We start from the raw sequence: 12,274 nt of genomic DNA on the forward strand, positions 1-12,274 counted from the left end.
TCAGCGGAGCAAGCTCCCTGTTACCGTTCGACTTGCATGTGTAAAGCATGCCGCCAGCGTTCAATCTGAGCCAGGATCAAACTCTTCAGTTCAATCTCTGTTTGTTGACTCTTTCGAGTCATCGGCTATTGCTAGCCGAGTCGCTCACTCAAAATACTGACCGTCACTTCATTGCTGAAGCAACGTTTAATACTTTGTGCGAACATTTGATATTTTAAGTATGCAGCTGAACAAGTCAGCTGGCACCTTCATCAAACACCCACACTTATCGACTGTTAATTTTTAAAGAACTTTATTCGGTACTGCATCACCTGCTGTTGCTTCGAATCGTTGTGTTCGTCAGCAGCAGAGGAAAGAGAGTATGAAGTGTTTTTCGTTTTTCGTCAACCCCTCATTTCGCTTCGTCTCAGATTTCTCTGCCGACCTTGCTACCGTAACCACTTGATTACGTTAACATTTTTCGATCGGTGCCGAAGCGGAGGCGAACTATAGCAAACCTCGACAGGGTTCCGCAAGACCCCGATCGAAACATGTTTTAGCCATTTCAGTCAGTCAGGTGTTTGCCGGACAGTTTCCGTGCGCACGTAATACTCCTTTGCAAGGTATATTCCTTGGCTGATTGGCAAGACCCCTACCCTCTCGCGCTTGCTACGCACTCATGGAGAAAGAATGAAGCACACCGTCTTGCGCCGTACGGCGATCGCCGCCGTTTGCGTCTGCTGGCCCCTGGCAGTCGTCGCCGAAGAGATTCGCGACCCGATGAACGTGGTCGTGGTGAGCGGCACCCGCGCCGAACACACGAGTTTCGACCTGCCGGCCTCGGTCGACGTGGTCGATGCGGCGCAGATCGGCGACACCCAGCTACGCGTCAACGCGTCCGAAGCCCTGGTCGCCGTACCGGGCGTCGTGGTGCGCAACCGCGAGAACTATGCGCAAGACCTGCAGATCTCTTCGCGCGGCTTCGGCACCCGCTCCGCCTTCGGCGTGCGCGGTGTGCGCCTGGTAGCGGACGGCATCCCGGCCACCATGCCCGATGGCCAGGGCCAGGCCGCGACCTTCAACCTGGATCTCGCCGACCGCATCGAAGTGCTGCGCGGCCCCATGTCCGCCCTGTATGGCAACCACTCCGGCGGCGTGGTCCAGCTCTTCACACGCGAGCCGACCGATACGCCCACGGTCGAAGCCAGCTTCACCGGCGGTAGCTACGGCCAGCGCAAGTTCGACACCAATGCATCCGGCCGCAGCGGCGGCATCGGCTACCTGCTCGATGCCTCGCGCTTCGAAACCGACGGCTACCGCGACCACAGCGCGGCGACGCGCAAGCAGGCCTACGCCAAGCTGGTCGTCGAACCCTCGCCGACCAGCCGCCTGGTGCTGACCGCGAGCGGCCTGCGCCAGGACGATACGCAAGATCCGCTCGGCGCCACCTGGGCCACCTATCAGCGCGACCCGCGCGCGGGCGAGATCGACACCACCGATACGCAGACGCCCCAGCGCACGCTGGCCGATCGCTACGACACGCGCAAGAGCATCGACCACCAGCAGTTCGGCGCGACCTATGAACAGACGTTCGGCGCCGACCGCCTGCAAGTGACCGCCTACGGCGGCAACCGCCGCGTCATCCAGTACCAGTCGTTCTCGCGCGGCTTCCAGGCACCAAGCAGCCACTCGGGCGGCGTGATCGACTTCGACCGCGACTTCTACGGCATCGACGCCAACTGGCGCGCGGTGCGCCAGGTCGCCGGCGGCACCATGCGCGCCACGGCCGGCCTGGAACTGGCGCGCTCGAAGGATGCGCGCCAGGGCTTCGAGAACTTCGTCGGCGACACATTCGGCGTGAAGGGCAACCTGCGGCGCGACGAACAGAACGAGGTGACCAGCGTCGACCCATACGTGCAGCTCGAGTGGGAGCGCGACCGCTGGGTGCTGAGCGGCGGCGTGCGCCACAGCCGCGTGGACTTCGACGTCAAGGACAACTTCCTCTCCAATGGCGACGACAGCGGCGGCACCGACTTCCGCCACACGACGCCGCTGGTGGGCGTGCTGTATAAAGTCTCGCCGACCCTGAACGTGTACGCCAGCGCGGCGCGCGGCTTCGAGACGCCGACCATGAACGAATCGTTTTATTCGGGCACCGGCGGCGGCTTCAACTTCGCGCTCGAACCGGCGATCGGCACGCACCTGGAAGCGGGCGTGAAAGCCATGGTCGCCAGCGGCGTGCGCGTCAACGCCGCGGTATTCCAGGTGAAGACGAAGGACGAGCTGGTCGTCGACGCGTCGTCGGGCGGACGCACCAGCTACCGCAACGCCAGCGCTACCCTGCGCCAGGGCGGCGAGCTGTCGGTGGACGCCGAACTCGGCGCCGGCTGGAATGCGCGCCTGGCCCTGAGCATGCTGCATGCGGTCTATGACGAAGCCTTTGGCGCGGTGCCGAAAGGCAGCCGCCTGCCCGGCCTGCCGAAGACCAGCTTCTACGGCGAATTCGGCTGGAAGGAAGCAGCCGGCCGCTATGGCGCGGCGCTCGAGACCATCGCCAACAGCCGCGTGTACGCGGAAGACACCAACAGCGCCACGCCGGCGCCTGGCTATGCGATCGTCAACGCCCGCGTGCAGGCGAGCCAGCAGCTGGGCGGTTGGAAACTGCGCCAGTTCGCGCGCCTGAACAACCTGTTCGACCGCGACTACGTCGGCTCCGTCATCGTGGGCGACACCAACCGCCGCTATTACGAAGCGGCCCCCGGCCGCAACTGGATCCTGGGCGTCAGCGCGCAGTACCAGTTCCAGTAATCGCGTCCTTGTCCAATGTCGGCGCCGGCGCTGCCTGCACCGGCGCGCCCGGCAGCGCGACGTCGGGATACAAGCGCTCGAGCGTCGCCGTCACCGCCGGCACCAGCACCGCCTCGACCAGCCTGGTGGCGGCGCCCAGGTCCGGCGCTTCGCGCACCGCCTGCCACAGGCGATCCCCATGGATGCCGACGGCGTTCAGCGCCTGCTCGGCCTCGGCCTGCCAGAACGGCGGCGCCTCGCTCTCCACATAATTGCCCCGTCCCCGTCCGAAGTGCGCCACAGCCAGGTAGCGCAGCACGGCGCCCGTCAGCAGCGTCTGCAGGAAAGGATTGGCGAACTTCACATTGGCCTGGTTGCGGTCCGTCCCTTGGTTGAAACCCCAGGCCGCGCCGGCCGCCGTGATGCCGCCGGCGATCGCGCCCAGCAGCGCGCCGGCGCCCAGGGTGAGTCCGCCCACCATCGCATCCGCCGACAGGCCGGTCGCCGCCCCCGACACCACCGCGCCGAGCAGCCCGGCCTGCGCCTTGTCCACCGGCGCGCGCACCGCGAAGTTCTCGCGCACGCGCGCGTTCACGTTCACCGCCTGTCCGGGATCGATGCGGTACAGCGACAGCATGCGCGCGGTCGCATGGTTGATGCCGTCGTTCAGGCGCTGCACCAGCGCCGCCATCGCGAGATCCTGGCGGCGCTGCTCATCCTTGCCGATGCCGACCGCTTTCAGCGCCGTGCGCAGCACACCACGGCGCTCTTCACCCAGCGGCTCGCTGTCGCGCGCCGCCGCCGCGATCTGCTCGGCGCTCATGTTCAGCGCGCTCGCATAGCGCACGCGATTACGCTCGGCCCAGGCGGCCAGCAGGCGCGCATAGGCGGGGCGTTTCTCTTCGTCGATCAGGCCCGCCACCGATTCATAGAACACGTGCTCATGCACCCAGCAACGCGCAAAGGCGTCCAGCGGCAGCACTTCCTTCACCACCTGGTACTGCGCCAGATGCTGCTTCCAGCGCTTGGGTTCGGCCTGTTCCTCGTGCGCCGGACGCGGTGGGCCGACCTGGTTGAGCAGCACGACCACGGGCTTGCCGAGCCACTCGAGGATCTTCATCTCGGACGGCAGGTAGCCGGCATCCTGCGGCGATTCGGACGAGTTGACCAGGTAGAGCACGACGTCCGCCTCTTCCCTGGCCGCGCGCAGCGCCTGCTGGCTGAGCCAGAACGGACGGTCGCGGTAGCGGTCGAACACCTCGCGCAGGAACCAGCCGATCGGATTGCCGGCCAGCGCGAGACGCTTGTGCAGGCGCACCGAGTCGCCGAAGCCCGGCGTGTCCCACAGCACGAGCGAGTCGCCCTCCCCGGTGCTCAGGAGCGGGTAGCCTTCCGAGATCTGGGTCACGTGGGCAGCGTCGCGGATCTCGCCCACGTCCATCCCGACCAGGGTGCGCGCCAGCGTGGTCTTGCCGTTATTGGTGTGCGAGACCAGCGCGAACTGGATTTTTGCGGGCGTGATCATCGCAACTCCGGCAAGGCGAGGCCCGCGCCCAGTTCAAGCGGGTGCTTGTCGGGCTGGAGCAGATTGACCACATGAGCCGAGGTGCCGTGGAAGCTGCAGAACTGGCGCCACAGGGCATGGCGTTCGGCGACGCGCTCGCCGCCCACCTGTTCGCCGATGCGCTCGAGCAGCGGCGACTCGTCGAGCAGCACGGCCACGCCGCGCGGCACCCGCTTGACCAGGTAGTCGAGCAGCGCGCCATGGTTTTCCTTTTCGGGCGTGGCGGCAAGGCTGAACAGCACCGTGGTCACCGTGATGCCGGCCTCCTTCAGGGTCGTGTCGCGCAAGGCGTCCTTGAGCTCGACGCCATAGCCGATCGGCGGCAGCAACTGCACCCGGGTCTGGCCGCCGAGGGCCGCGGCGGCGATCGCCCACAGGCCGCGGTCGCGCGGTTCATCGAGCGTATAGCTGTAGGGGATCACGCGCAGCACGGCCGGCGCGCCGGCGCCGATGCTGTCGGCCAGCTTGCGGTAATAAGGCTGGTCGAGATCGATCGGAAAGTTGCGCTTCAGGTGGCGCGCACGCATGCCCGCGACCAGCGCAAGCAACAGGCGCGGCAGAATCACCAGCAGCAGCAAGGTCGCGCCATACAGGTGGACCCAGCGCTCGCCCACCGGCAAGCCGGCGGCGCCGCCGAAGCGCAGCTGCTCGATCTCGGCGGGCGAGAAGCCCTGCAAGAACGGGAACACCGTCAGCGCCGGCGCGAACAGCCATGACAGCAGCGTATGCACCTGCTGCGCATCGAGGAAGGTGCTTTCCCATCCGGTGACGTATTGGGTGAGCAGGCCGCGCGCATACAGCGAGGCGACGGCGCCGAGCGCGAAGCCGGCCGCCGCGAGGTGGAAGGTGCGGGCCAGGCGCGCGCGCGTGAGCGGCTCGCTCAGCACGGCCCAATCGGCCAGGTAGTGGGCGACGCCTTCAGCCAGCGCGGTGGGCAGCTTGCGCGGCGCGACCGCCTTGCCGACGCTCAGGCGGCGCAGCAGCGGCGTGCCGCCCTTGCGCCGGCGCGCGGCGGGCACGATGGCCCAGACCAGCAGGCCGAGATACACGAGCAGGTTCCAGCCGACGATCGCCAGCAGCGGCGCCGACAGCAGGTCGACACGGTGCGGATCGGCGATGCGGTCGAGCGCGGCGCCGAGCACGAAGGCCAGGAATGGCAGCGCAATCCAGATGCCGCTCATGCCGGGAGCGCGCCGGACGAAGGCGCCGAAGGCCGGCGTGCGTTCGCCCAGGCGCTTGAGGATCTGTTCCGCGCGTTGCTGCAGGAAGTGATGCTGGTTGACCGCCATATGGCTGTCGGCCGCCTGCCAGGCAGCGAGCTCGCGCGCGCTGCGGGTGGCGTACATGCGGTCGTCGTCGCTCAGGACCGTGTGGGCAACATCGGCGTACTCGATCGAGCGCACCAGCACGACGTTGCGTGCGACCTGTTCGTTCATGCTTCTCCTATGGATGAAATGGCAATGTCGTTAGAGGCATTGTGCACCAGATTCACGCAGGCTGGCAGTGGGCTGACTCACCGTACGCCCTACGCCGATAAGAAAAAACCCGGGCAAGGCCCGGGTCGGTGGTGTTCGTGGACGGTCGAGGTCCTGGTGTGTCAACCTTTGCGTTTGCTACCGGAATGCGATGAAGGCTCGTCAGGACGGCCTTGCCGTTGCTGGTTGGCGGCGCCGACGCCGCTCTGCCGCGAGTTGTCGGGGCCGGTCGGCGACTCCTGCGATCCGGCATGCTGGTACCCCTCCATGCCGTGACCGGATTGCCGCGACTCGCCCAGGCGATCCTGCTCGCCCCGTGCCTGCATGCGCTGGGCCTGCTGGCGTGCGCTCCATCCGCCGCTCTGCGAACCGGCGCCGGCGCGCTGGCCGCGTCCGGTCGAATCCGATTGCATGGATCCGGTATTCCCCTTCGGGAAAGGCGTGTCGAGCCCGCCCGGCATGACGTAACCGGGCGCCCTGGACTGCAGGCTGCCCTCGGCAACCATCAAGGTTTTTGGTTTTGCGCTACCGCGTGCACGGTTGTCTCCGCCCTTGACCTTCTCTTTCGACTTCATCGCGATCCTCCGCTTTGCTGAACAAGAAATTTCATCATGCGCCCCATGGGTGAGTGCCTCTATAGGAGAAGTGGTCGGCATACTGTAGGACTCTCCTGACCATTACCGGGATCATTGTGCGGCTTTATTGCCGAGCTATCCTCTTGATTGGCTGCGGTTTCCAACGGTATCGACTTGAGCTCATCCATGATGTTCGGCCATTCCGGCAACACCGAGGCGAACTGGCGGGTGGCATGATCGAGCTTGCCCATCCATTCAGCATGCCCGGTCGAATTCACCGGAAGACGGTCGGCCAGCAGATCACCCATTTTCGGCAGATAGATCCAGTGCTCGGGCTCCGCCCGGATCTGCCTTTCCAATTCGCTGAAAATGGCAGCCGTCAGCGTCGGGAGATCGGTCTCGAGGTCGCCGGTTGCCTCGTAGTAGATCGGTGCGCCGAGCTTTAGGGTGGAGGCCAGTCCCGGGCCCGGGCAGTTATAGCCGACGATGACGTTGGCCCGGCTCTTGATTGCGAACAGGGCCGTGCCGGCCATGGCCGGGATCAGGCGACCGAAGAACGGCACATACAACACGTGCCCGGTGATGTCGAACACGTCCGGCATCATCGTCAACGCTTCGCCACGCTTGAGTACCCGCAGCGCTTTCAGCACCGCGGTATCGTCGTTGAACAGCGCGTGATATCCGTATCCAAGGCGATGGAACAACTCTTCGAAGCCTTGCGAAGCACGGCTCTTCAACGGCGGGTTGTAGAAGGCGTTGATCGTTTTACGGTGACCGATCTCCTTGATCAGCTTCAGGCATCCTGCTGCAAAATTGCCGTAATGAGGAGTCACGAAGATCACTGGCGCGTCGCTCTCCACGACGGCATCGAGATGCTCGCGTCCCTCGACCCGGACATAACGATCGAGGAAGGTATTGAGCTCGTCGGCCTGCAGCGAGGTCAGATACTGCTTGATGAGTGCGAATTTGCGCATCGACACCCAATGGCGCACATACAGGTCGTGCGCCGCTGCTGCGGAAATGTCGGGAAATACCGTGCGGATCGAATGGTCAACGCGTTTTTCAAGCATCGCCGCGGCCTCGCCGCTCGACAGCAGCAGGCGGGCGCGCGAGGCGGCGATTCTGCAGCGCACGACCAGTTCTGGGAAGTAAGCCATTTGGTCATCCCTCCACTGGACTCATATTGCATTGCGCAGCGCGGCCACGCGCGCGGCCGCCATGCGGGAAAGCGCCTCGGGCATGCCGCCAGGCGACCGCTTCCAGGCCATGAAGTAGGCTTCCAACTGCTCGATCCGGTTGTGCCGTTCGATCTGGTAGCAATGCGCGCTTGCGCGATACAGGTGATGCCACGAGAGCGTATCGTCGGGCGCGACCGAGGCCGATACTTGCAAGTGTCCCAGCAGCCAACGCAAGAGTGTCGTCATGGCCTGGCTGTGTCCCTCCGGTCCGATGGCCGGCGCATCGCAGCTGACCAGTTCCGGGCCGACGCCGGCGGTGGCCGGGAAGTAACCGATGGTGAGCAGGGTCTTGAGACCATACCGGCACAACAACGGGTCGAGCACCGAGAACCGGCATGCCTTGCCGAGAAAACTCGTGCTTGTGGTCGTTCCCGCCGACAGGGTATGCAGCTCGGGAAAGCTGACGTAGACGACTGCCTGGGGTTGGGCGACCTGGATCTTGACGTGCTTGATGACTTCGTGGATCTGGCAACGCGGCAGGTCACCGATGGTCGCACCCATGATCCAGGACAGTTTGGCGAGCGCTGGACTCTCGATCAGGATCAGTGGCAAATCGCCTGGAGTAGCGATCTCGTGCAAAAGTTCCAGCGCCGCTCCACTGAACGGCAACGCCATCAGGCACGAGCCATTCTTGTTCAGCGCGGCCTGGATATGTTTCGTGGCTTGATCGGGAGGCACCGTCGGACCATCGCTGAACGGCTGTCCGCCATGTCGGCGTTGACGCCGTTCGCATGCGGCTTGCGCGCGCAATGTAGCGTCCTCATCGCTCAAGCCGAGGTAATAAGCCATTCCAGCCGCCGTCTGCTGGATGAGTTGCTCGGTATCGGGCGGTTTATTGGTCGGTATCTGCATGCCCTGGTGCTGGGAGATAGGCCGGGCAAGCGTGTTCATACTCGAAAACATCGGAATCCCCTAGATAGAGTGACGACGGGATGGCAGCGTGCGGGCCTCGCGAATGCTGGACACGATCACGCCCATTCCCAAACGGAGCCGGTTCAAAAAGAGCATGCTGGCTAACATGATCATGAACGGCCATACCAATATTCCAAGACCATGACCTATCGCCGATGCGGCTTCGGCCCAGCCCACGCGACCCATGGGGATCGACTTCTGCCAGTCGGCGCCGGTCATTGACGCGAGAAAGACTCCTGACGATACAAGTTCGCGCCCAAGAAACAGGCCGATATAGAGGAAATAACATGCGCTTGACAGCAGATACGCATGCAGGATCGTCGCTTGCAATGGTGGCCTGGACGCCATTTGTTTACGCATCGCGCGCGCGATCGACATGGAGATGGACTGCCGCACCTGCCGGTGGAGATTGTGCAGACCGCTCAGGTCGGACAGCAACCAATACCCGTCGAATTTGAACACGGGATTGAGAGTCAACAGCATGGCAAACGTGATCAGCCAAGCGAGCTTGAAAGCCACCGGATCGCCACTGGCCAGGGCGTAGACATCGACGGCGATGAGGAAGATCGCCTGAAAATACACGCCGCCGAGATCGACCACGGCGCGCTGGCGCCGCTTCAGTCGCCACGCGTGGGTCACATCCGCGTACCAGACCGGGAAAACCAGGTAGAGACCGATTCCGATGCCGCCATGCGCGCACCGAAAATAACGGCAGGCAGCGATATGGCCGCATTCATGGAACAGACCGCTGGCCAGGAACAGCAAGGCAAGTACGCAAGTCTGCGGAACTGTCCAGACGCCATGCACGGCATGCAATGCATCAGGCAAGACCATTGCGTGAGCCAGGACGAACAGGGCAATGACTGGCAAGGCGCATTGGGGCCTGAACAGCCATGCAAGCGAGGCTGCCATGCGCGCGGCGTGTCGCGGAGAAATGAGGGTCGCGCTGACGATGAACGGGTTCGTGGACAGCGGCTGCGGCGTGTCACAAAACAGGACCGGCGGCAAGGTTTGCCTCGCGAGCGCGATGAGCGTCGTCGCGGGAATGCGCTCACCAGCTTCCGCAGCGAAATTGCTTTCTAATTGTTGCTGCGTTCCTGGGCTACGCAGTAATGCGAGGACCAATGCCCTGGTTTTGACCGAGATCAAAAAGTAGCTGTCACCGAGCATCAAAAGATACCGCTGCCTGGAGCCGCCTTCAGCATCCTCCTGGGCGACGATGGTGATGTTCCCTTTTAATAAAGGGATCGAGGTGTCGTAGTTCGACATGGTGGGCCCGGCCAGTTCCGTGATGTAGATACACCAGAGCTTGCATTGAGATCATCGAATTCGTGGCGTGAGGGTCGCCCTACTCCCAGTTTCCGAAGAGGCCCGCATAGGTACAGGTGGACTTCCAGTCCGTCTCTGGCGGTGGTTCGATCATTGCCTCCATCTCGAAACGGCTCTCCAGGACTTCGATCGAAAATTCTTCGGCGGCGAGATCAGATGCTTGCATGTTGTTTCTCCATCGATATGATGAGTTGAGTGTCACAATTCGGCGATTCGGTGCATCTCTCAGCCCTGTCAATCTTGCTAGGAACTGTTGGCTATTGTAAATACAAATAAAGTCTACGACGCTTGAAAAATGCTGTCAAGCAGTAAAAACTTACTGTTTGACGATAAGAATTATCGTTAGATCGGGCTCAATAGTGCTTTCCTTAGTGAAAGTGGTGCAACACAAGGTAAATTTGCTGAAGTACAATAACAATTGCCACATCAATAAAATTGTTGCGGCTGAATCGAAGGGATAGGCATCCATGGACAAGGCGAAATCTCCTCAAGTGCAGTTGTCTCCGCTGTTCCGTCTTTGCAATGTTATTCGTTGGCTTTTACTGGTTTTCCTGTCGATTCAAATCATATTTTTCCTGATTCCCTGGATAGTTCCGATGCCATTAGAACTTGGACCAATGCATGTTCAACTTGACCCTGAGGGGATGAGAGAGGGCTTGGTAAGCGAGTTATCCGTTTCCCAGAAAATCATGGGTGTCCTGATAGGGGTGCCCGGACTCAGCGCGCTGACCTTCGGCTTCATCCGGCTGGGCCAGACCTTGAGCCGCTTCCAGCAGGGTCAGATATTTGCGATCGATACCATTGCGCGTCTGCGCGCCTCGGCAGGGGCTATCCTCCTGGCAATCGTGCTGTTCACCCTGGAGAAGCCGCTGCAAGATCTTGCGTTCAACCTGCTGGGGAACGGCCGGAGCTACCCGATCTCCATCGATGTCAGCTCCAGCGAATTACTGCTGATTCTTGTTTGCAGTCTCTTCTACCTGATCGCCGGCGTGATGCATGAAGGCCGTCGTTTAAGTGAAGAGAACGAGGGCTTTATCTGATGGCCATTATTATCAACCTCGACGTGATGCTCGCCAAACGCAAGTTGAAGTCCAAGGAGCTGGCCAGTTATATTGGAATTACGGAACAGAATCTGTCATTGCTGAAGTCGGGAAAAGTAAGAGGAATCCGTTTTTCGACGCTCGAGAAGATTTGCGAAAAGCTGGCATGCCAACCTGGTGACATTCTCGAGTGGCGGGAAGGCGGCGACTTCGCAGATGACGATGTCGACCAGCTTCCCGACACCTGAGCCGCTATTCTCCTGATACCGGCTTGGCGATGATTGTCCTGATCGCATCAACGACCTCGGCAGGGTTCTGGCGCTGCACCTGGTGATCGGAGTCGACGACGATCCGTTTAGCTTTCGGATACATGCCATTCACGAGGTCCCGGGTCTTCTGGTCCTTGTTGAAGGCGCCGAAATCGACGCCGACAGCGGTGGCACCCTTTGGTTTGTTGATGAGTATGACGATCGGCTTATCGTCGATCGGTGCCAGCGACAACACCTGTTCACTGGTCTGGTAAATGGCGTCGATCTCCTTGTTGACTGTGCTCGAGAAGAACAGCCGCTTGGCGCCGCGTGACCAGAAGGGAAAATCCTCGGTTTTCTTGACGATACCCGGCAATAGTGGATCGACCAGCACGAGGCCGCTGACTTCCTGCGGGTAGCGTTTTGCGAACAGCTGCATATACAGGCCGCCGAGTGAGTGGCCAACGAGAATGTATGGAGGCGCCAGGCCTTTGTGCTTCAAGGATTGCCTGAGTTCCTCGACGATCGTGCCGCCGTCGCGCGCCGTTCCCGTTTCCTGGCTGTTGCCGTAGCCAGGACGGTTGTAGGCGAAGATCGATGCATCCGGGGCCAGCGAATCGATGACCTTGTCCCATCCACTCACCGTTGCTCGCAGGCCGTTTTCGAAGATGATGCTGACGTGCGCATCCGGGTTCTTGATGGTCAGGGATTCGATCTGTCGGCCAGCGATCATGTCGACGCTGGCAGTGGCGGGAGCGGCGGATGTCCATCCCGATATCGACAGGCAGCCCAGCAGGAAGAAAATGGAAAGGACGTTTTTGCGACCGGTTTTCGCTTGGGAGGACATGGGAGTTGGTGGAATCGCTGAGTTTGGAGAATTCCATTCTTTCACGACATCCGGTCCGTCTTGCTGGGCAAGCGCTGGACTGCATATTGGCCCGACAGACTGCAGAAACGGCGATCTGGACCGCAAAGCAAAAAACCCCACCATGATCACATGGTGAGGTTTTTCTTATAACTAGCCTGACGATAACCTACTTTCACACTGGTTGCAGCACTATCATCGGCGCAAAGTCGTTTCACGGTCCTGTTCGGGATGGGAAGGGGTGGGACCGACTTGCTATGGT

11 protein-coding genes and 2 rRNA genes are annotated in these 12,274 nt (G+C 61.8%); 3 read left to right on the top strand and 10 right to left on the bottom strand.

Annotation, left to right across the window (positions count from 1 at the left end; genetic code table 11):
* Positions 1-92 (bottom strand): 16S ribosomal RNA (locus J3U95_RS27405); the annotation flags it as partial.
* A 577-nt stretch (positions 93-669) separates the two neighbouring features.
* On the opposite strand from J3U95_RS27405, the gene J3U95_RS27410 reads away from it, so the two are divergent.
* A complete protein-coding gene (locus tag J3U95_RS27410) occupies positions 670-2,787 on the top strand; it encodes a TonB-dependent receptor family protein (protein WP_208281651.1) in 2,118 nt (705 codons plus the stop codon).
* On the opposite strand, the gene J3U95_RS27415 is transcribed toward J3U95_RS27410, so the two are convergent.
* The 7 genes from J3U95_RS27415 to J3U95_RS27445 all read right to left on the bottom strand — a co-directional run bounded on the left by J3U95_RS27415 (position 2,762) and on the right by J3U95_RS27445 (position 10,025).
* A complete protein-coding gene (locus J3U95_RS27415; RefSeq protein WP_208281652.1) occupies positions 2,762-4,291 on the bottom strand; it encodes a DUF3482 domain-containing protein in 1,530 nt (509 codons plus the stop codon). The genes J3U95_RS27410 and J3U95_RS27415 overlap by 26 nt on opposite strands.
* Entirely contained in the window at positions 4,288-5,766 is a 1,479-nt protein-coding gene (locus J3U95_RS27420; RefSeq protein WP_208281653.1) for a DUF2868 domain-containing protein, read from the bottom strand. Before J3U95_RS27420 ends, J3U95_RS27415 begins: the two co-directional genes overlap by 4 nt.
* 161 nt (positions 5,767-5,927) lie before the next feature.
* Complete coding sequence (locus J3U95_RS27425) at positions 5,928-6,380, bottom strand: hypothetical protein (protein WP_208281654.1); 453 nt, start codon at positions 6,378-6,380, stop codon at positions 5,928-5,930.
* 59 nt (positions 6,381-6,439) lie between these two features.
* Positions 6,440-7,537: a lysophospholipid acyltransferase family protein gene (locus tag J3U95_RS27430; protein ID WP_208281655.1), complete on the bottom strand. Its 1,098-nt coding sequence runs from the start codon at positions 7,535-7,537 to the stop codon at positions 6,440-6,442.
* A gap of 21 nt (positions 7,538-7,558) precedes the next feature.
* Positions 7,559-8,509, bottom strand: coding sequence for a hypothetical protein (locus J3U95_RS27435; protein WP_208281656.1), 951 nt, complete (start codon positions 8,507-8,509; stop codon positions 7,559-7,561).
* A 21-nt stretch (positions 8,510-8,530) separates the two neighbouring features.
* A complete protein-coding gene (locus J3U95_RS27440) occupies positions 8,531-9,799 on the bottom strand; it encodes a hypothetical protein (protein ID WP_208281657.1) in 1,269 nt (422 codons plus the stop codon).
* 79 nt (positions 9,800-9,878) lie between these two features.
* Positions 9,879-10,025 (bottom strand): hypothetical protein, encoded by a 147-nt coding sequence (locus tag J3U95_RS27445; RefSeq protein WP_208281658.1) that lies wholly within the window; start codon positions 10,023-10,025, stop codon positions 9,879-9,881.
* 301 nt (positions 10,026-10,326) lie between these two features.
* Here J3U95_RS27445 and J3U95_RS27450 point away from each other — a divergent pair, with 301 nt between their 5' ends.
* Together J3U95_RS27450 and J3U95_RS27455 are read left to right on the top strand one after the other, a co-directional pair.
* Positions 10,327-10,899, top strand: coding sequence for a DUF2975 domain-containing protein (locus J3U95_RS27450; RefSeq protein WP_208281659.1), 573 nt, complete (start codon positions 10,327-10,329; stop codon positions 10,897-10,899).
* Positions 10,899-11,147 (top strand): helix-turn-helix domain-containing protein, encoded by a 249-nt coding sequence (locus J3U95_RS27455; RefSeq protein ID WP_208281660.1) that lies wholly within the window; start codon positions 10,899-10,901, stop codon positions 11,145-11,147. The genes J3U95_RS27450 and J3U95_RS27455 overlap by 1 nt, the downstream gene beginning before the upstream one ends.
* Positions 11,148-11,151: 4 nt before the next feature.
* Here J3U95_RS27455 and J3U95_RS27460 read toward each other — a convergent pair whose 3' ends face one another.
* Both J3U95_RS27460 and rrf read right to left on the bottom strand, forming a co-directional pair.
* Positions 11,152-11,994 (bottom strand): alpha/beta fold hydrolase, encoded by an 843-nt coding sequence (locus tag J3U95_RS27460; RefSeq protein ID WP_208281661.1) that lies wholly within the window; start codon positions 11,992-11,994, stop codon positions 11,152-11,154.
* A 174-nt stretch (positions 11,995-12,168) separates the two neighbouring features.
* Positions 12,169-12,274, bottom strand: a 5S ribosomal RNA gene (gene rrf, locus J3U95_RS27465); the annotation flags it as partial.

It is taken from the genome of Massilia oculi, from assembly GCF_017582745.1.
GTDB lineage: Bacteria > Pseudomonadota > Gammaproteobacteria > Burkholderiales > Burkholderiaceae_D > Telluria > Telluria oculi_A.